This window comes from Micromonospora sp. NPDC007220, assembly GCF_040634035.1.
Taxonomy (GTDB): domain Bacteria; phylum Actinomycetota; class Actinomycetes; order Mycobacteriales; family Micromonosporaceae; genus Micromonospora; species Micromonospora reichwaldensis.
This window is the reverse complement of sequence record NZ_JBEYEU010000016.1, coordinates 1-19,173: the sequence shown is the minus strand read 5'-3', so window position 1 is coordinate 19,173 and position 19,173 is coordinate 1. Positions and strand designations below refer to the sequence as shown.

General features: G+C 68.2%; 19 protein-coding genes and 1 pseudogene. 9 read left to right on the top strand and 11 right to left on the bottom strand.

The annotated features are described in order from the left end of the window. Positions 1–251: 251 nt before the first annotated feature. Both ABZ573_RS23595 and ABZ573_RS23590 read right to left on the bottom strand, forming a co-directional pair. Positions 252–1,483 (bottom strand): annotated as a pseudogene (locus ABZ573_RS23595) (DUF6596 domain-containing protein). Between the two features lie 135 nt (positions 1,484–1,618). Continuing rightward, a complete protein-coding gene (locus tag ABZ573_RS23590; protein WP_358120969.1) occupies positions 1,619–2,167 on the bottom strand; it encodes an aspartyl/asparaginyl beta-hydroxylase domain-containing protein in 549 nt (182 codons plus the stop codon). A 195-nt stretch (positions 2,168–2,362) separates the two neighbouring features. Between ABZ573_RS23590 and ABZ573_RS23585 the strand changes: the two genes are divergently transcribed. From ABZ573_RS23585 to ABZ573_RS23575, 3 genes are all read left to right on the top strand, one after another. Further along, complete coding sequence (locus ABZ573_RS23585) at positions 2,363–3,043, top strand: hypothetical protein (RefSeq protein ID WP_151452510.1); 681 nt, start codon at positions 2,363–2,365, stop codon at positions 3,041–3,043. A gap of 381 nt (positions 3,044–3,424) precedes the next feature. Beyond that, positions 3,425–4,534 (top strand): GNAT family N-acetyltransferase, encoded by a 1,110-nt coding sequence (locus ABZ573_RS23580; RefSeq protein ID WP_225851895.1) that lies wholly within the window; start codon positions 3,425–3,427, stop codon positions 4,532–4,534. A 76-nt stretch (positions 4,535–4,610) separates the two neighbouring features. Beyond that, positions 4,611–5,105, top strand: coding sequence for a hypothetical protein (locus tag ABZ573_RS23575; protein ID WP_151452508.1), 495 nt, complete (start codon positions 4,611–4,613; stop codon positions 5,103–5,105). 141 nt (positions 5,106–5,246) lie between these two features. Here the strand turns inward: ABZ573_RS23575 and ABZ573_RS23570 are convergent, their stop codons facing one another. From ABZ573_RS23570 to ABZ573_RS23550, 5 genes are all read right to left on the bottom strand, one after another. Next, positions 5,247–6,500 carry an NYN domain-containing protein gene (locus ABZ573_RS23570; protein ID WP_358120964.1) on the bottom strand — a complete coding sequence of 418 codons (1,254 nt, stop codon included), beginning with the start codon at positions 6,498–6,500 and terminating at the stop codon, positions 5,247–5,249. Between the two features lie 134 nt (positions 6,501–6,634). Next, the gene (locus ABZ573_RS23565; RefSeq protein ID WP_358120961.1) at positions 6,635–7,147 is read right to left on the bottom strand and encodes a DUF4913 domain-containing protein; all 513 of its coding nucleotides are present in this window, start codon (positions 7,145–7,147) and stop codon (positions 6,635–6,637) included. Next, positions 7,144–8,214, bottom strand: a complete 1,071-nt coding sequence (locus ABZ573_RS23560) for a hypothetical protein (protein WP_358120958.1) — start codon at positions 8,212–8,214, stop codon at positions 7,144–7,146. The genes ABZ573_RS23565 and ABZ573_RS23560 overlap by 4 nt, the downstream gene beginning before the upstream one ends. A gap of 15 nt (positions 8,215–8,229) precedes the next feature. Then, positions 8,230–9,630, bottom strand: coding sequence for a relaxase (locus ABZ573_RS23555; RefSeq protein ID WP_358120955.1), 1,401 nt, complete (start codon positions 9,628–9,630; stop codon positions 8,230–8,232). 38 nt (positions 9,631–9,668) lie between these two features. Further along, positions 9,669–10,088 (bottom strand): hypothetical protein, encoded by a 420-nt coding sequence (locus ABZ573_RS23550; protein WP_358120951.1) that lies wholly within the window; start codon positions 10,086–10,088, stop codon positions 9,669–9,671. 394 nt (positions 10,089–10,482) lie between these two features. Here ABZ573_RS23550 and ABZ573_RS23545 point away from each other — a divergent pair, with 394 nt between their 5' ends. Together ABZ573_RS23545 and ABZ573_RS23540 are read left to right on the top strand one after the other, a co-directional pair. Beyond that, positions 10,483–10,995, top strand: coding sequence for a hypothetical protein (locus ABZ573_RS23545; RefSeq protein ID WP_358120948.1), 513 nt, complete (start codon positions 10,483–10,485; stop codon positions 10,993–10,995). A gap of 1,305 nt (positions 10,996–12,300) precedes the next feature. Further along, complete coding sequence (locus ABZ573_RS23540) at positions 12,301–12,660, top strand: hypothetical protein (protein ID WP_327027829.1); 360 nt, start codon at positions 12,301–12,303, stop codon at positions 12,658–12,660. On the opposite strand, the gene ABZ573_RS23535 is transcribed toward ABZ573_RS23540, so the two are convergent. Continuing rightward, positions 12,612–13,049, bottom strand: a complete 438-nt coding sequence (locus ABZ573_RS23535) for a hypothetical protein (protein ID WP_358120945.1) — start codon at positions 13,047–13,049, stop codon at positions 12,612–12,614. The genes ABZ573_RS23540 and ABZ573_RS23535 overlap by 49 nt on opposite strands. A 54-nt stretch (positions 13,050–13,103) precedes the next feature. Here ABZ573_RS23535 and ABZ573_RS23530 point away from each other — a divergent pair, with 54 nt between their 5' ends. From ABZ573_RS23530 to ABZ573_RS23515, 4 genes are all read left to right on the top strand, one after another. Next, entirely contained in the window at positions 13,104–13,718 is a 615-nt protein-coding gene (locus ABZ573_RS23530; RefSeq protein WP_176733883.1) for a class I SAM-dependent methyltransferase, read from the top strand. A 329-nt stretch (positions 13,719–14,047) separates the two neighbouring features. Beyond that, positions 14,048–14,338: a hypothetical protein gene (locus tag ABZ573_RS23525; RefSeq protein WP_358120941.1), complete on the top strand. Its 291-nt coding sequence runs from the start codon at positions 14,048–14,050 to the stop codon at positions 14,336–14,338. Between the two features lie 395 nt (positions 14,339–14,733). Then, positions 14,734–15,084 (top strand): hypothetical protein, encoded by a 351-nt coding sequence (locus ABZ573_RS23520; protein WP_358120938.1) that lies wholly within the window; start codon positions 14,734–14,736, stop codon positions 15,082–15,084. Next, the gene (locus ABZ573_RS23515; protein WP_358120935.1) at positions 15,084–15,737 is read left to right on the top strand and encodes a nucleotidyl transferase AbiEii/AbiGii toxin family protein; all 654 of its coding nucleotides are present in this window, start codon (positions 15,084–15,086) and stop codon (positions 15,735–15,737) included. Before ABZ573_RS23520 ends, ABZ573_RS23515 begins: the two co-directional genes overlap by 1 nt. Before the next feature lie 207 nt (positions 15,738–15,944). On the opposite strand, the gene ABZ573_RS23510 is transcribed toward ABZ573_RS23515, so the two are convergent. The 3 genes from ABZ573_RS23510 to ABZ573_RS23500 form a co-directional block, all read right to left on the bottom strand. After that, positions 15,945–16,190 (bottom strand): helix-turn-helix domain-containing protein, encoded by a 246-nt coding sequence (locus tag ABZ573_RS23510; protein WP_151453105.1) that lies wholly within the window; start codon positions 16,188–16,190, stop codon positions 15,945–15,947. A 238-nt stretch (positions 16,191–16,428) separates the two neighbouring features. After that, positions 16,429–17,577: a site-specific integrase gene (locus ABZ573_RS23505; protein ID WP_151453104.1), complete on the bottom strand. Its 1,149-nt coding sequence runs from the start codon at positions 17,575–17,577 to the stop codon at positions 16,429–16,431. Positions 17,578–18,213: 636 nt separating this feature from the next. Beyond that, on the bottom strand, positions 18,214–18,663 hold the full coding sequence (locus ABZ573_RS23500) for a hypothetical protein (RefSeq protein WP_151453103.1): 450 nt from the start codon (positions 18,661–18,663) through the stop codon (positions 18,214–18,216). Positions 18,664–19,173 lie beyond the last annotated feature (510 nt).

The following is a 19,173-nucleotide window of genomic DNA, read 5'->3' as shown; positions in this document are numbered from 1 at the left end:
AAGACGCCTGAGCCCTCGCCTTTAAGGGGAAATGCCACGCTGTGCACTAGTGCAAAAGCATTAGCCCTCTGGATAAGCCCTCGTGGCATCGCAGTCCGGCTACCCGGCAGACCTAACGCCGACCGCTCGTGCCGATGACAGTGCAGTGCCGACCGTCAGAAGCTGACGACCTCATGCTGGTGTCGGGCCGATCTGATTGCGCCGGGGTCGGCCGCCGCTGCGCGCGGGGTGTCGATCGGGATCCGTGGGCGCTACCGCAGTTGGTTGCGGCGGCGTGTCAGGTAGGCGGTCTCGGCGGCGTTGCCTGCCAACTCGATGGCCTTGTCGTATGCCGCGCGCGACTGCTGACTTTGGCCCAGCCTGCGCAGAAGTTCGGCGCGGGTGGCGTGGTAGGGGTGGTAGCCGGACAGCTTGTCCTCAAGACGGTCGACGGCCGCCAGTGCCACGTCCGGGCCGTCGAGTTCGGCTACTGCGATTGCCCGGTTGAGGGCGATGACCGGGGAGGGGTCGAGGCGGATGAGTTGGTCGTAGAGGGCGAGGACCTGCGACCAGTCGGTGTCGCGCATATCGCGGGCGGAGGTGTGCACGGCGTTGATCGCGGCGAAGATCTGGTAGCGACCCGGAGCCACCCCGGCGGCGGCAGCGGCGAGGCGCTCGCGCACCAGCCGATGCCCCTCGGCGATCAGCGCGGCGTTCCAGGCCCCACGGTCCTGCTCGGCCAGGGAAACCAGTTCGCCGCTGGCCGAGACCCGGGCGGTGCGGCGGGCCTCGGTGAGCAGCATCAGCGCCAGCAGCCCGGCCACCTCACCGTCGTCGGGCATGAGGGCACGGATCAGGCGGGTGAGCCGGATCGCCTCGGCGGTCAGGTCGTGACGTAGGGGATCGGTGTCGGGGCCGGTGGCCAGGTAGCCCTCGTTGAACACCAGGAACAGGACGGCAAGCACGCCAGACACGCGTGCCGGGAGATCCTCCACGGACGGCACCCGATACGGGATGCGGGCCGCCTTGATCTTGGCCTCGCGCGGGTGATCCGCCGCTCCATGGCGGTCTCCTGCACCAGGTAGGCACGGGCGATCTCGGGCACGGTCAGACCGCCGACCATGCGCAGCGCCAGCGCTACGCGGGTCTGCATCGCCAGCGCCGGGTGACAGCAGGTGAAGATCAGCCGGAGCCGATCGTCGTCGATGGTGCCGACAGGCTCGGGCGGGTCGTCGTCGTACACCATCTGAGCCTCCTTGTGCTTGTCGTCGCGCTTGTTCTCGCGTCGGATCCGGTCGATGGCCTTGCGGTTGGCGGTGGTGGTTAACCAGGCGCCGGGATTGGGCGGTACGCCGTTGGCCGGCCACCGCTCGACGGCGGTCGCGAGCTCCGGCCGCCGCCTCCTCGGCGATGTCGAGGTCACCGAACCGCCTGGAGAGGGCGCGACCACCCGGGCCCACTCCCGCGTGTGCGCCTGGGTGATCGCATCCCGGACGTCGACCACAGGGCTCCTGACAGGAACGGCCGCACCTCGAGTTTCCGGTTGCAGGCCTTCGACCCCTCGGCGGCGAGCTTGAGCGCCACGTCCAGGTCGGGGGCCTCGATGCAGGGCCGTGAAGATGCGCTGGGGGTGTCTCGCTCATCCACCGCGTCGTACGAAGCCTGCCACCGAGGCCGGCAGTTCGTCCTGCGGCATGCCCTCGTAGCCAGGACGGGCGAAATCAAACAAGAGCACGACGCGGTCGCTGGAGCCGTAGTTCCACGCCTCATGCGTGACGGTGTCGTCGAAGACAAAGGTCTTACCTTCGCGCCACTGCCGGGTCTCGTCGCCCACTCGCAGTGCGCAGTCCTCCGGCACGACCAGCCCGAGATGCGCACGGTAAACGGTCGTAACCCACCCCTGATGTGGCTTGATCTGGGTGCCAGGAGCCATCCGAGAAAACCCAGCGGTCGTCAGGCGAGGAACCTTCGTCAACGCGGAGGCAGTGTTCGGGCAAGCTTCGAGCGCCTCCTCAATCCGTTCCCCGAAGGCGACAAGCCCGTACACGCTCCAGCCCTGGCCGTACATCTCGCGTTGCACCCACGGCTGATAGGTCTTCCGCGGCAGAGCAAGGCACTCATCCCGGATGGCCTCCCACCGTGCCCGAAGATCGGCCAGGAAGGGAAAATGCCGCTGATCCAGGAACATGAGAGACCATGATGCACCAACGACGGATGATGCGGGCTACGGCGCCGCCTCGTGACGATCGTGGCCCTCGTACGCACCTCCAGCGGTAGACGCACGCTCATGCCGCTGACGGTGCCGCAGTCTGTTCCAGGCCCAGGGCGCGTTGGACGTCTTGTCGCATCTGCAGCCGGTTAGCAGTTCGGCTAGGTTGGCCACGTGGATGTCCAGGTGCTGGAAGGTTCGTTCGTCGAGGTGCCGACTGCCGAGGGCGAGGGCGCGGGAATGGACCGCCGCGCATTCGGCGAGTTCGTCGGGCCTCGCGGCGAGTTGGCCTCGTACGCGTTCGGCTGGACCACGCGGTCGCAGCCCCACGTCGCCCGACTGTCGATCGGGATCGGTGCCGGCAATCCAGGTGGCGGCACGGTCCACGCCGTCGTGTTCCAGCACCAGGACGGTCATGCGTTCTCACTCATCGACGAGCCGTTCGAGCGGGTACCACAGGGCGGCCCGGATTTGACCGCAGATCAGGCTCGATCCCATGAGGATCTGCCGTTCGTGTGGTGGGTTGCGGACCACGTCATGCGGCATGATCGACGCGCGTGGTGGATGCGGCACTGGCTGGTGGGCACCACGTGCATCCAGACCATCGAGGTCTTCGAGCGTCGCGAACCTGTTCTGCTGGTGAGCAACGAGGTTGACGACGGGCTCTGGCAACTTATCGGCGCCACGGACGCGGACAGCAGCACCGGCAGGATCGGACACCTCCACCACGTCGTGGACGAAGATCCGACCTTGATCGACGTTCTCGACCTGCCGCCGGGAAGTAGCGCACAACGCGCCCGCCGCGGAGAACCTTGGACCGGCCACCCGACCACCCAGCCTGAGCCGATCGCGTAAGGGCTTCCCTGACCGGCGGCAGGCTCGGCGAGACGAATGCACACGCACTACTTTGCCGCGATCCGCGCGTCACGTAACGTGAGCACGGTCGGCACGCCGGCAGGCGCCCGGAACTGCCGATGAGGGGACGCTGGTGAGGTTGCTTTTCCGTAACTCGGTTGCGTGCTTGGCCCCCTTCCTGGAGGGATGGGCCGTGTGGTGACTGAGATTCGTCCTGTCGAGCGTCACGAGGTTGTCGAGTATTTGCGGGCGCTGCCGTTCGCAAACGGGCTACCGAGCTGGGAGCCGTACCCCGCAGCGTGGCACGGCGGCGCGGAGGCTTGGCCGTGTCCGCGTCCGCCAGCGACTCGCGAGCAGCTGGAGTCGTGGGCTGATGAGTTGATGAAGGACGAAACCTTCCGACCACAAGCGGCGATCGTGAACGGCAAGGTGGTGGGGGCCACGGCGATGCTGTCGCTCCAGGTGACAGCTCCAGGGCTGCGCGTGGTGCCCATGGGTGGCGTCACCGGCACCGGCGTCATCGCCACTCATCGGCGGCAAGGCCTGCTGCGGGGCATGATGCAGGCGATGTTCACCGATGCCCTTGAGCGTGGTGAGGCGATCGCCGAGCTCAGCGCGAGCGAGGGCAGCATCTATGGGCGGTTTGGGTTCTCCCCAGCGACGCTGCGCACCCGTTGGGAGATGGAACGCTCGGCCGCCCGGCTTGTCGACGCCGATCCTGACCTGGGAAGCCTGGAGTTGGTCGATGCAGCGACAGCGCGGGAGGTGTGGCCCGGGATCTTTGACAGGGTGCGACGGGCACGGGTCGGCGAGATCGCGGCACCCAAGGGCCGCTGGGCGGGCCTGTCCGATGAGGCCAATGGCACCGACGGGCCGCTGCGATTCCTTATCCACCGCGACGCGGCAGGGCAGGTGGATGGCATCGCGAACTATCGCCTGCCGTGGTCGACAAACCCCGATGGGGTCGGCGTGCTGGTGGTCGAAGCGCTGGAGGCGCTCACCGATGAGGCCTACCGAGCCATGTGGTCCCTGCTGCTTGACTTCGACCTCACGCGCAAAGTCGTCGCCCCGGCCCGACCGGCCGACGAGCCTCTGCGCTGGATGCTACGCAACCCGCGGGCCATGCGCGTCACGCGGCAGTCGGACAACCTCTGGGTACGAGTCCTCGACCTTCCCAAAGCCCTGACCAGCCGCGGCTACGACACCGACGGTTACCTCAGGATCACCGTCGAGAAAGACCCAGAGTGCCCCCACAACATCGGTACGTGGGAACTTGAGATCAGCAAAGGTGAAGCCGAATGTCGGCGCGTTGATGGCGCCACGGACCTGACCCTGGACATACAGGCACTCGGATCGCTCTACCTCGGGGGGATGTCCGCCGCCGCCCTGGCTCGCGCCGGCAAGATCCGCCCACAAGAAGCGGATGCCCTGGCCACCCTTTCACGACTCTTCCGCACCGATCCCGAGCCTTTCAACTCGATCGGATTCTGAACCGATGGTGCATCCGCTCATGCCGCTGACCGCGCGACTTTGCCGATGAAAGCGCGCCGTCGCGGATACTGACCCGGTGTTCACCTTGCCGCACCCCCCGTCAGGACTGACCAAGGCGACCTGGACCGACGCCGACTTCCCGGGCATGGGATGGCATGACTGCCGGGTCCATGCCGTGAGCATCCGCGAGTACGCGGATGGCACCCTTCCGCCCGCCAGGATGCTGCTGGACCTCGACTACATCGTGTGGTGGGTGCAACCTGCAGGACGAGACCGAAACTTCACCTTCTGGATCGCGCCCGCGACGCTCGTGTTCGAACGGGCGTGGAACATCGACGGCAGACTCGGCCCGCTTCACGAAGTCATGGAGATCGCCGACGTTCACCGGCTTGATTCCCCAGACAGCAACCCGGAACCGTTGTGGCACATCGAGGGTCAGAACTTCGAGTTCCGCCTCCGAGCGGTTGGCTACACCCAGTACCTGCGGTTGCCGCCGCAACACGTCCCCCGGCAGGCACTCACCTCCACCGAGCGCGCCGGGATGAGCTTCGCCGAGCAGTCCTTCGCATGACAACGGTGCACGGATCTGCCGCTGACCGTGCGTCACGGGTGGCAGCCGCCGTCCAAGGGTGGCGGGTGCGCGGTCGTGCCGATGACAGCGCACTGGGATCTGGTCGGAGTTCATAGTGGCGGCGGGCGGGCTTGGCGTGGTTCAGTGCTCGTCCTGGATCCACGCGCACACCGCGGCCCGCTCCGCCTCCGACAACTCCATCCGAGCGTTGACCGTCAGCCGCAGCACGTTACCGGCGAACTCCGAGGCGAGGTTCGCCGCGTCGTGTCGTGCGTCCCGCCAGTCGACCCCGCTGTACTTCAGGCCGATGAGCACGAAGTGGATCGCGCTCCTCGTGACCGTGTGTCCCCGCCGGCCGCACGCCTCACGGATCACCTCCTCCGCCTGCGCCTGTGGTAAGGCGGGGTTGGCACGGCCCTCTTCGACGATCGACCGGAACAGTGCCTGGTAGGCGTCTGTGCCGATCAGCGGTGCTCCGACGACCCGGCTCACTCGTTCGGCGATCTCCGGCGCGCTCGCGGGCTGGACCAGCTCATGCCTGGCCGGGTCGAGCAGCCAGCCGGGGTGGCGCGGCTCCAGCACCAGAGTGTCGCTCTGGATCGCCGCGACGAACTGCTTGAACCCGCCCGCCCCGGCCCAGTTTGTCGTCGCCTCCCGGCCCACGGTCTTGCGGACGTAGTGTGCTGCGGAGGCGAGGTCGACCGGTGTCGTCGACTGTGCCACAAGCTGCCGCACCGCCGCCTCGAGGCGGTTCCGCACGCTGTTGCTGTCACGGTCGATCGACGCAGCAGCAGTCGCGCGTGGCTGCGGCACGGGAGTGCGGACCTGGTCCACTCCGGCTTGCGACGGGCTCAGGCCCAAGGCTTCTTCGATGAACATGATGTCCGGAATCGCGAAGTCGCACACCGACTGCAGCGCGGCGGCGGTCGGCCCGCTCACCAGCATCGCCGAGGTCCTGTCGTGCTCCCGCAGCCGCATGAACACGGGGGTGAAGTCTGCGTCGGTCGACAGGACGACGAAGTCGTCGAACCGGGTCGGGTGGGTCAGGGTGTCGAGGATGTCGAGCACCATGTGGATGTCGGCACTGTTCTTGCCCATGCTCGTCAGCGACGGGCAGTCCACGACCCGGAACCCGGCCCGAGTGAAGTATGAACGGAACTTGCCGGAATGGCTCGGCTCCAGGTAGCAGATCCGGCGTAGCAGCACCCGCGGGACTTCGTCGTCGTCGACCCGGAATGGGCCGAGATCCTGCTCCATCCACCGCACCCAACGGCCAGGGTCAGTGGCGAACGCCGTAGCCGCGTCGGGGCTTGAGTTGCGCAAACCGATGTACACGTTTTCGAAGTCGACGAATAGCGCCGCACGGCGATACGAAGCGGGCTGGGCTTCGGCCATGGCGCTACCTCCGGGAACGTGGACTAATCGACGATAGACGGCCGAGGCCGTGCCCGGCGTCGACCGTTCGACCCCCAGTTCCGTGCCGCCAGGACGAATGTGGAGGAGCAGCGGGTAGAGGAAGGCCGCTGTGCCTACTTGGTATCCCACCAGTCCCACCACTGTTCCGGCGCTTGCTCGAAGGCAGCAACGGTAGGCGCCCTGTGTCGGGCAGTGCTGCCGTCGATGCCGGGGGCGCAGGAGCGGAATGGCCCGTCGGGGCCGAGCAGCATCGGCAGGTGGTGGTCCAGTTCGCGCAGCCAGCCGAGCATGCCGGTCATCTCGAGCCGGGCGTGTTCCCAGCCGTACCACAAGGCGGTCAGCCGGGTGATGGCTTCGTCGTGGCGCCACCACTGCTCGCACCAGTGCCACCGCACCAGCCCAACCTCGCCGACCGGTCGGGGAAATCCCGGCAGGAGGTAGTCGCGGACCCACTCCTCGACGGTCGCGTACACCGGTGGCTGCCCCTCCCCGTCGCTGGCCGCGCGGTCGGCGACAACCTGCTGAAGTTCGGCGACCTGCCTGGTCAACAGCGCCACCTGGGCTGCGAGGTCCTCTGTCGTCTCGTCCACCTCGCCGAAGGGACTTGAGGTTTCCACGCTGGTCATCGCGTCACCGCCCGGACCCGCTCCGGTACCACCGTCGCCGGCCGCTTGGCAGCCACGAGGGGGTCCACCCTTCCGCCGACGACCAGCGGAGCGAAGGTCTCGCCCAGGCGACGTTGCTGGGCTGTGGCTTCGTCGTGGCTCGCCGAGCCGTAGTGCTTGGCGGCCACGACGAGCCCCTCGGTGTGTTCGTCGGCTGCGGTGCGTGGGTAGTCCGGTGTCCCGGCGGCGGCGTGGGCCCGCGCCCGCTCCTCGTTCGCGCGTGCCAGCAAGTCGTGGTCGGTGGCATCGGCGACCACCGGCGTCAGTGCGCCTGCCTTGCGGGTCTGACTCACGTACTGGCGTGCCAGTCCGAGGCCGTCCGCCGCCGGCGCTCGGCCGCTGGAGCGCAGGTCACGCTGTAGCCGGTCCAGCGCCTCGGGGCTGACGTCGGCGAGCAGCCGGCCTGCTTCAGCGCGTACGGCGGCGTCCAGGTCGTTGAGCGCCTTCCCACCGGCGGGTAGCGCCTTCCCGTTTGCGCCGGCGCGCAGCTTCGGGCCCTCGGGGCCACCGTGCGCTCGCGCCGCCCTGCCGCTGGCACCGGCCCTCGCCGCTTCGCTCTCCCAGACCTCGTGGGCCGCGGCGCGGGCAGCGTCGGGAGCGGACCTTCCAGCCGCTCGCTGCCGGTCGTACGCGGCCCGCCACTGCGGGTGCAACTCGCCCAGGCGGTCCAGTGCGAGCCCCGCGAGCTTCTGAGCGACGGGGTCGCCGGCGGCGGCGTGCACCGTCGCGGTACGCCATACCTCGGCCACCTCGGTGAGGGTTGCGTCCTTCAGCCACGAGCCGTCGACTCGGCGGGCGAGTCGCTCCCGGTCGGCACGGACGGAGTCGCCGAGCCGGGCGGCGGCGCGGCTGGCCGCTTCGGCGGCCCGCTCCCGGCCGGCGGCGCGTTCCTCCTCGGCGGCCTTGCGCTGGATGCTCACTGCGGCGAAGCGGGCGACGGCTTCGCTGAGGGTAGAGACGACGCCGAAGAACTGCATCGCCTTTTGTCTGGCCTCGTCGACCGGGTCATCGTGCTGCGGTTGCATCATGCTGGGCTCCTTCCGTTACCGAGCCCGCGGGGGGTGGCGGGCACTGTCCACTGTCGGGCTGGGCGTTGCCGCCACCGTGAGCGGCGTCGTTACCGGCCGCTCCCCGCCGGCGGTGAGGGCTCGGAGTTGCTGGGCTGCGTCCCGGGCTGCCTTCGCTTGGTGCAGTCGCTGCTGAGCGGTGCGGAGGTGCTCCAGCGCGTCGGCAAGCCGGGCCATGTCGAGCACCAGCGCCATCGCGGCGACCGAGTCCTCGTCTGCGGCGATGCGGCCCATGAGCGCTACCAGCCGCGACATCGCCCTCAGTTCGTACGACAGGGACGTCGTGCGCGCGGCCCCTGCATACATGTGACGTGCGGCGCGGTCGAACACCTCCGCCGCCCGGTGCAACGGCCCACGCAGGCTGCCTTCTCTCGCGTACGCCAGGCTGGTGAGCACGTCGGCTGCGGCGGTAGCGGCGGCTTGGGCGGCTGCGGGATCCTCACGGGCGCTGCGACGGATCTCTTCCGCCGCCGCCTGGGTGACGCCAGCGGCGTCGCGTAGAGCTTGGGCGCGGGCCGTGACCCGACCTCCCGACGGCAGGCCGGCGGCCGGCGGCGGGTCGCCCCACCGGCGGCGCAGCTTCGGCAGGGTCAGATCGGGGGCGAGTCGCCCACCGGAGAACCACACTGGTTGCCCGTCACCGGTGCCCGCGCCAGGCAGCGCGACGGCGTAGCCGGTGATCTCATCGGCGTTGATGGTGCTGCGACGCACTCTGATCAGCACCCCTGCCTCCGCCAGCCGGTCGAGGAACTCCAGCTCGCTGCCGGCTGCGGCGACGGCGGTGCGGACCCGCCGTCGCAACTCGTCGCGAGGGGTGTCGCTCCAGCCCTTGCGGCGGGCCTTGTTGACCTCCACCGGGTGGGGCCTTCGGTGTGCGGTGCGGTCGGCCGGGGGTACCTGCCTGCGCAGGCCGTAGCGGCGGGCGACGTTGTAGGTGGCCTTCACGCACTTGCGGTAGTCGTTGCGGGCCCAGTTCGTACGGCCGTCTTCACGCACGAGAGTGGCGACGATGTGGACGTGGTCGTCGTTGTGCCGCACCACCACCCACCGCAGGCCCGGGTCATCCGCTTCCGTGGCGAGTCCCGCTTCGATGAGCATCTCCCGCGCCATGCGCCCCCAGGTGCCATCGGTGAGCACCCGATCGCGGTCCTCCGGCGCCAGCCGCATCGAGCAATGCCACACAGGTTTCGCCGGCGCACGGATCCCCGCGCGAACCGACTCCTCCAGGAGAGCGGTCAACCTCCGGAAGTCCCGCTTACCCGAGGCAGTGATCTCCGGCTCCAGATCGGTCAACTCCCCGGCACCGTCCCACGCCGCAACCAACCGCGGGTCGACGTGCTCCTCCTGCTTCCCCGGCCCGTACAGGTAGCGCAGCAACCCACCAACGCGGGCGCCGCGACGGTGGACACGCGCGATCACCGCAGCCGCCGGTCGATCAGTGCCGTCACCTGGTCGAGGCGGGCGACGGCGTACGCGCATAACTGCACCGCCTCGACGGCCCAGCCGGGCAGCTCCCCGGTCGAGTTCACGGCCGCAGCAGCCTGATTGACGTTGGAGCCGAACATGTTCACCGCACGGCGAGCGGCGAACAGTTCCCGCTGCAACTCCCGCAGATCACCGGTCAGGCCCGTGGCCGGCTCTTCTGCGCGCGCTGCGCCGACCACCACCTGCGCCGTGTATCCCGCTGGCGTCAGACCCGCTCGCCGGGCCGCCTCAACGACCAGCGCCCACTCCTCGTTCGAAAGCCGAGGGTAGATCCGGTGGGGGCGGCCGGGGCTGAGGTGCTCACGGTGCCGAGCCTGACCAGAAGCGCTGGCATTGCCTTCGGTGCTCACGGCAACGAGCCTTACGCTTGGCCGTTAACGCCCCGGTGAGCGGAACCGTTACCGGCACCGGCCAGCGCTTCAGCGACCACCGTCGGCGGGGGAAGTGACCTGACGTAACAGCGAGTGTGATCAAGTGCCGTACCGCGCGGTCAAAGGCATCGGTCGTGCCGTCGAGCATGATCGAGGGCCGGCACGCGGTACGGCGTTCGCTGACGATTCGCTGACTCTCAGATGATGCGCTGCGGGCGCGGCTAGCGCTCCGAACTCTGTCTCGCAAAGATCAAGCGCTCTGTCGGCCGGCGTCGCTCCTCACCGTTGACCTGCGTGAGCTGTTAACCGTCGTCGCCCGCTCACGACCGATGTTGGTCGGCCTGGCTGTACGGATGGCTGTACGGTTTGATCTATGACAGCAGCCGAGACAGGGATCGCGGGACGCTTCCGCGACCCAAAGTACTGGCTGCGTGGCTTGGCCGCTGGAGCGATCTTCGTCCGTTGCCCACGCTGTGCCGGGCGGGCTTCGGTCCTTCCTGATCCTGAGTCGGCCGCCGGCTCCCGGCATCATGTCTGGCTGCGTCGTCGGCTCAGTTGTCTCGGGTGCCCGTTTACTGGCGTCTGGGATGCTCCTCGCCGCGCAGGCGACAACGCGCGAACACTTCCTGACTTCTCAGGCCCGAATGACCCGTACTTCGGACTGCCGCTCTGGCTTTCGGTCGACTGCCGCGGGCGGGTGCTCTGGGCATACAACGCCGAGCATCTGGACCTGCTGGAGGCGTACGTGTCCGCTCGATTGCGGGAGCGCGGCCGAGACATGGGGAGCCAAACCCTTGTCGAGCGCTTACCCGCATGGATCAAGGAAGGCAAGCATCGCGCCGACGTGCTGGAAGGGATAGGCCGGCTTCGGGCGCTGCTGCCCTGACCGCCGACCAACGGCACCGCCACTTTGGAAGATCGTATCCGGCTGTCCCGGTCTGTCTGTTGTGCCTGGTCGGCGGCGGGGTAACGCTGACCGGTGCTGACCTCTAGTGACCGCCTACGGCACCGGCTTATGGCACGTGGCTGGCACGGCTCGCCCTGGGCGCGGTCGTCCGGCGTCGTACGGCTTTCCGCCCCGGCCTTCGGGCCGGGGCGGCTTGCAGTGGCGCCGGGTTGTCGCGCGCCTGAACCACGTACTTCGGTGGCAAACCGCGAAGCGGTGCGGCAGCGATTGCCGGGACCACGGCGGCGGACGACCACCTACGCAATCGGCACGGCCATTCTCGTGCTGCCTGCTGGTCTGAACCGGCTACCCTCCCAGACGTGCGTGATGATCTATTCGTTCTAACCTGGCAGCAGCGACGGCAGGCCCGCACCGATTGGCGTCGGGTGAGTGCCCAGCAGCGACGCGAGGCCGTACTGCGAGCGAAGGAGGGAAAGTCAGCGCCGGATCCCAAGGTATCCCTAGCCGCCCGCAAGTACGGGGAGTATCTGCTACATAAGAGCCGCTCGAACCGCCTACCGCGATGGCTACAGCCTGCGACGGGCGCGTTGGTAGCCGTCGTCGGAGTTCTTCTGGTCGCAGAAGTTGTCTCCTTCCCTGGCAGCCAGAAGGTCGGCGTGCTGTGGACCTTAGGAGGTCCCGTCGTCTTCCTTCTTGGACTGCTGAGCTGGTCCCAGCGCAAGTGGGGCCACCTACTCATTGCGGCGAACCCAGCGGAGTAGCGCGGCCGGGCAGTCTGGCCCGCTGAGCCGGCCGATGCCGGCCGGAGGCCGCCAGCAGGCCGAGCGCGGCGGGCGGAGTTCCGTGCGGTCCGGGACGAGCATTGGCGTAGACCTGAGTACTCTGCGAGCGCTCGGCAGAGTGCCGCCGTCCGGCAACGTTGCTGTCGACAGCCGTTCCTCTGGCGACCCCGGTTGACCCCGCTGGAGGGATGCGGTCTCAACCTACCGCCCGGTGTTGGGCCGTACCATGCTGGGTCGACAAGCACGCGTTGGTACGCATTGCTTGACGTCATGGACCAGACTCGACCGACGTTGGTGCTGCCCTCCTGCTGCCTCGCCGCTGCTTTACGTCCCCTGCAGGCGTTCCGAGGTCGGAAGGTCACCCCAGCACATCGGTGTCCGGCCGCACCGGCAGGGCTGCAGCGTCCACACTTGGCCTGCCGCCACCGTGCACGAGCGTGACCCGCCGGCCATCCTGGTTCCTGCGTTCGATCACGGTCAGGTACGGAAGTAGCATCGGTCCGTGACGTACGGGACAGCGACGCTCATCGGTTGCGGGGCTCTCGTCCTCGGCGGACCAATCGGCCTGAGCCTGGTCGCCAACCTGATCCGGCGGCAGCGAGAGTTTGGCAGGCGGTCCCTGCGGCGCTTCGTGGCCAGCGGCATGATCGTGTCCGGGGCAATCTTCCTCTTCGGCGGTCCTGCTTTCCACCGGCTGTTTCCTCCGCCGTACGACCCGATGCTCGCCAACGGCAATGGACTCGACCTGCGCGGCTTCCTGTTCTGGTGGGCCGCCTGGGCCGGCGCGGCGCTGACCTTCACCATCGCGCTCGCCTACGGCGTCGACCTGAGCCGGCTGAGGCGGTCGCGGCAGGCAGCGTGACACCGCTGAAGGGCGGGACAGCGGTCGCGGATCGGCGGTGACCTGGTGCCCACGGGCGGCCAGAACGGCTGCGACGCGATCCCGGCCACCGCCGGGTCGAAGTCGAGCAGCATCAGGTGATCGCGCTCCAGCCACGACTCGTACCCGACGTGAGCGCCGGTCGTCGACGACCACCACAAGCCCGGGAAGTTGCGCTGCCGCTTGTACGACGGGAAGCCGCGTACCGGCTTGACCAGCTCGAACAGCACCCCCGCCGAGTCGATCAAGGAGGTGCGGACCTCCGATCCCTCGGCGCCGACGTGGCCGACCTCGAACTCAGCCGTCAGCGGCCCACCCAGGCCCGGCACCGCGCGCAGCACCCCGGCACCGTACCGGACGTGCCACCTCAACCCGGACGCGTACTGGGTTCGGGGCGGAACGCGGGCAGACTTTAGAGTGGCGCCGTGAGCAACCAGCCGGTCCGCGACGCCTACTCGCACATGTCCGAGCAGTACATCGCCCTGTTCGATGGTGACTGGCAGGCCCACGTGGATGACACGGCCCTTGTCCGAGACCACCTCGTCGGCTTGGACGGCGCCGTGCTCGATCTCGGTTGCGGCCCCGGGCATTGGAGCGCCTACCTGCATTCGCTCGGCGCCAACGTGACCGGCGTCGACTTGGTACCTGAGTTCATCGGCTACGCCCGGACCCACTTTCCCGGGCCGGCGTTCCAGCTCGGATCAATGACGGACCTGGACCTTCCCGACCACTCGGTGGCCGGCATCCTCTCCTGGTACTCGACCATCCACCTACCGCCATCGGAGCTGGATGCGGTACTCGCCGAGTTCCGCCGGATGCTGCCTCCTTCCGGGAACCTGGTGATCGGCTTCTTCGACAGCGACGACGATGTGGCCGCGTTCGACCACAAGGTCCACACGGCATACCGCTGGCCCGTAGACACATTCTCTGCCCGCCTGGCAAAGGCTGGTTTCACCGAACTTCAGCGCTTGCAGCAGCAGTCCCCGGACCGCCCGGACCGCAAGTACGCGGCCATTGCCGCAACAGTCGCCGCGCCGTAGTGCCCGATCGGCACACAGCTGACTGCCGGTCGAGACCAAATACACGCACACTCATCGGGAAGCCTGTCAACTCGCCGAGAACCCTCAAACCTCGCTGAGACCGGACAGCACCGTACCGGACGTGCCACCTCAACCCGGACAGTGCCAACCTCGTGCCAAGTCATACCGGACGGTGCCAACTCAACGCGGACGGGACATGTGTGTCCGCAGCGGCCGGCGAACCGGAATTGCCCGCGACAGGGAGCAAGATATGGCCATGGGCCGCCATCTCGACCAGGCGCGGTCGAGGACACCCGGCGGGGTGGTGGTTGGCCCACGCGGAACTGGACGTGATAGGCGCCATCAAGCGCAGCGGCGAGGTCGAGGACACCGTCGAGCCGTCCGTCGCTGGCGCCGGGGACGCACAGCCGATACGCGAGGTGCGGGTCGAGCCGTTCCTGATCGCCCGGCACCCGCTGACAGTGGCGCTCCGGTATTGGCTGCCCGAGCACGAGGACCCGTACGCCGAGGCGGACACTTGCATGGCGCGGCTCGAAGACGACCTGCTCAAGCTGTTGTCGTTCCGGCTGCCCAGCGAGGCGCAGTGGGATACGAGGCTCGGGTCGGCACCACCACGCTGACCTTCCGCGGTGACGGGAACCCGGCGAGGACTATCTGCTCGACGACTTTGGCGACGAGGCGCGGACGGCCGCCGGGGAGAACGCGTTCGGGCTGGCGGCGGTGGAATCGACGAACGAGCTCTGCGCCGACGTGCGGATCCGCGGGTTGGCAAACGCGCGGCCACGTCCGTGGCGTCAACGGGCAGCGCTGAGGTTGATCGTGCCACGACAGCAGCGCTGGCTGACCGACCCCCTGTAGCAGAGGCTGCGCGGCCATGATTAGCGAGTCGGCGCCGTGGCGGCGGTCGCGATGCCGACGAGCCGAGGCGGCGCCAATGACCGACCGCCGTTGACGGCGTCCCGGTTGGCATCGGCAGCATCCCGCCTTTACCCGTTCGAGGCGCTACCCTCGACGCATGGGCGCCACTTCGACCCGTTCCGTCCGGCGGTATCTAGCCCGGCCGGGCCGTTCCGCCGTGGTCGTAGACGATCTTGCCGCCCTGCACGGACCGACCAGTGGTGTCGTGGAGCTGCCACACCGGCTGCTCTGGCGGCCAGACCGCAGCGTCAACCTGGACCAGGAGTGGGCGCGCAACGCCCTTTACGAGGTCGTGCTGACCGAAGCGGTGCGGGTTGATGAACTCTGCGCCTGGCTCGACGGTCCGACCCTGATCCGGGTATGGAACGATCTCTACCTGCCGCGGGGTGTGCGCCACGCATGGGAGGACCGGCATGCGGTGCTGCGCCAGATCTCGGCCGCAGCCTGATGCCTCACCCTGACCCAGAGCACGTCGAGGTCGCGCGGGTCGCGCTCTCCGTAGCCAAGCGGCACGGATTTGCCCTGGGCGGTGGACTGGCCTTGCTCCTGCACGGAGTCGTCGACCGGCCGACCGAGGACGTCGATGCCTTCACCGACCGCGCCGACGGAGTCGCCGCAGCGACCGAGGCCGTGGAGACGGCGTTGCTCGAAGCTGGTTTCCAGGTATCACGGGTCGCCGACGACAGCGAGCTGTCGGCAGTGATCTACGGCTTTGACGACCACATGACGGAATGGGAGATTCAACGGGGCAACAAGGTGGTCCGGCTGAGCCTGTCCTGTCAGGCGCGACTCCATGCTCCGGTGGTGATGGATGTCGGCCCGGTCATGGACCTGGCTGACCTGCTCGCCTGGAAAGTCACCGCGCTCGTGGGACGAGCCCGCGAGCGTGACTACGTCGATGTGGCCGCAGTGCTCGACCAGTACACACCGGCCCAGCTGCTGGCCATGGCCCGCCGCGTTGACCCCGGACTTGAGGCAGAGGACGTTCCAGTAGTGGGTCGGCGCCTGGACAGGATGCCCGACGAGGCATTCGTGCCGTACCAGCTCACTCGCGCCGACGTAGTGCAGCTACGGCAACGCTTCGCAACCTGGCCCCGCTGATCGATCGGGCGCACCGCGGGGCAGGAGTTCATTGGCGCTGTCCCAGCGCTCTGGACCGTAACGACTCACACGGCTGACCGACGGCACGCCGGCTCACACCGTGCGCGCCGTCGGTCCCTTGGCGTTGTCGGCGCACCAACCCGGTCGATCCCGGGCCGTGCAGCGACTCCCCGTCTCGGGCTCTCAGCCTGGCTGGCGGCAGGCCGGCTACTCGATAGCAAGCAGCTTGAGGATCGCCGGTACGGGCACGAGGTACCGCCGGCCGACGCGCAGAAGGCGTACCGGGAATTTGTTGGTCTTGGCCAGCTCGTAGGCCTTGGTGCGCCCGATTCCTAGGATCGCCCCGGCGGTCTCCACGTCGGTGCTGACGCCGAGCTCCCGCACCGCCTCGATCGTCCAGACCTGGTTTAGCGCCTGGCCCGGCTTGCGTCCGCCAGTTGTGGTCGTTGACATTGTCCGCCGCCCTCCCCTGAGGTCGTGAGTACGCCGATACCGGCGTCAGCCCTCACGATGCGATCATCCGGTTACTCGGCGCGTTGCCGAGTGAGAGCAACCGCCACGGGTAACGGCAACGGCCACAGCCGCTGGCTACCGTGCCGATGCCCGAGCTGGCGGTCGGACATCGGGCTCCCTCACCGGCAACCTCCGCAGCCAGAAGTACTGCGGTCGGGCGTGACCCAGCGTCTTCGGTCTAGCTATTCCGCGGCGACCAGGTCGCTGCGTCGCCGAGTACTGCCTCCATGAGCTCCGCGGCCTTCCGTTCGCTCTCCGGCAGTACGTGGGTGTAGACCTCACGCGTCGTCCGGCTGTCAGCGTGACCAAGCCGCCGCTGCATCACGTGCTCGGGAACACCGGCGTCAGCGCCGGTGGTAGCGGAGGTGTGCCGCGCGTCGTGCAACGCGATCACGGGCACCCCAGCATCCCCGCACGCCTTCGCCCACTGGTCGGTGAAGTACTTCGGGTAGTACGGCTCCCCGTCCTCGCGGCAGAACAGGTAACCACCGTCGTGATACAGGACGCCAGCGTCTGCCTTCTCCAGGACCTGGCGCTCCCGGTGGGCACGCAGCTCCGCAATCAGGGCCGGCCCGAGCGCTACCGCCCTCTTACTCTTGCCCTTGGGCGCCTTCTCCACCACCCCGTTGCTGGTCGTGGTGCGTTGCCAGTGCAACAGCAGCACGCCGCGATCAAGATCGACGCGCGGCCATTTGAGACCAGCCAGCTCCCCACGCCTGGCACCGACAACGATCGCCAGCACCCACGCGGCACGCAGCCGGTGGTCGGCGTGGTACTTGAGGAACTTCGCCGACTGCGCCGGCGTCCAGACGCCCTTGCGCCCCATCGTCTCCCGCTCGGCCTGCCGGGGCTGCCGCACGCCCTCGACGTTGACCCCGAGATCGGCCAGCGCCTTCATCATGATCCGGTGCACGATGCGGACGGTGGTCGGCGACAGCGGCCCGCCGTTCTTGCCGCCGCTCTTCAGCAGCTTCTTGTAGAGGTCATGAAGGACACGCTTGTCGAGCGCGTAGAGCTGCCGACCGCCAATGTGCGGGACTACGTAGCAGCGGATGACGTCCCGGTAGTTGCTGAGCGTCGTCTCCTGGACGTCCAGCTCGCGCTCGTTGAGCCAGCTCTCCAGCTCGGCGGCGACGCTGCCGTCCGCGCCGAGGTCCGCTCCGCCGTAGGCGGCGCGTGCGTCCTGCTCCGCCCTCAGGGCAGCGGCCTGATTGGGGAACCCTTGCCGCTTGTGCTGGCGACGACGACCATCCGCGTCAGGCGGGAGGTCGATGATGAAGAACCAGCGGGTCTGGCCGTTGGCGAGGCGGTAGCTGTAGACAGCCACGGGGCTGCACCCCCGCAGTAACGGGATCGGGGGATGCAGCCCACGTTAAGCGATCTCCGTCACCGCCAGCGTTACCGCAAGATCACATATGATCTTCTATATCCGCTGGTGAACACCAGTCGGGACGGCCGGATTCGAACCGACGACCCCTTGACCCCCAGGACGCTTCGCCACACGTCCACGCACGTCACCCACGCTATCCCCAAGATCAGGCCGTGCGGCCGACGTCGTGCCGCGCACCATCGCGCAGGCCGTGTGGTCCCCACTTGGTCCCCGGGACGGTGACACGCCCCAGCGACCGCAGCAGGCGGTTTAGGAAGTGTGGATACGGCCGGAACTCGCAGGGCAGCGACCTGGCTTGACCTGCCTCGCCACGCTGGCCGTCACGTCCAGGAGCTGACCGCCGTTGACCGTCGTCGTCCATCCCAACGGGCACGCAACGGGCACGGCGAGACCGGGCCAGTGGCGCTCGCACCGTCAGTTTGGAAGAGCGTGCTCAACGGGTCGTGATGCCCGAAACGCCTGGCGGCCGGCGGCAGAGCCGAATGCCGTTCGTGCCAGCTCATGACCGCTGCGCGCCGCGGTTACTGGCCCGTGGATGGCCCGTCACGGCCACCACGTCGCCGGTCACAAACGCTAACGAGACTTGACCCTCATAAGGGTCATGATCATCGCGAGCGCCACGAACAGCACTACCGACCCAGCTACCAAGGGATTGACGAAACCGGGCACCAAATCGGGGCCGCACGTGGTGTCATGCAGCGGCCACATGCTGTGCGATCCACCAGCCGGGGCACCATGGCGGTAGTCATAGCCCTCTGGCCGCTTCAGCGCGCACCGGTCGTCGGCGTCGGTCATCAACCCAAAGGTGGTCGCCGCCAGCCCATGACCGTAGGCGGCGATCGCCGTCAACGCCGCCCCAACGGTCAGCAACCCTCCCGCCCGCGTCAGCGCCCTTGACCTATCCCGCAGGAGCTGGTCGCCCCTGAGGGCGAGCACGGCAAGTATCACGAGCACAACGGCACCGACCGCCACCAGCGGCCAAGCCAGCGCTAGCAGCACAAGCGCGATGAAGATGAGAGCCATTGAAGTGCAACATACCCTCAGATCGTCCCGGCCTCGGTCACCCCGTCTGCTAGCAGCGGGTGGCCAGCAAGCGCTGATGACCTCATCAACCTGTCGCTCGGAGTTGGCCCCAAAGACGGTTTGGGTCGAGCCCCGCTTGACACTGAGGCGGATCTCCTCGTCGGGCAGTCGCCAGACCGTCCAGCCTCCCCGGACGGGGACAAGGTGGAGCGCCCTACCGGACGAGTCTCAATGACGGTTGTCAAGCGGGCCGTGCGGTGGGGCAGGGTCTCCTCGGTCGGGCAGGCATGTTCCTGCCCGGGGTTCTCGGTCGGGTCGAGGCTCGCCGAAGGCGACCGCGTAGCGGCTTGGCCTTGACCTGGCCGGGGTTCTCGGGCAGCCCCTTGGGGTGCCCGTGTCGGCTCCGCCTGAAAACTGGCTCTGGCACACATTTTGTGAGTCGTGCTCACTGAGGGTTCGGGTTGGGTGCCCGGGTGGAGATCATCGTGGCGTTGCTTCCGCATCTGGTTG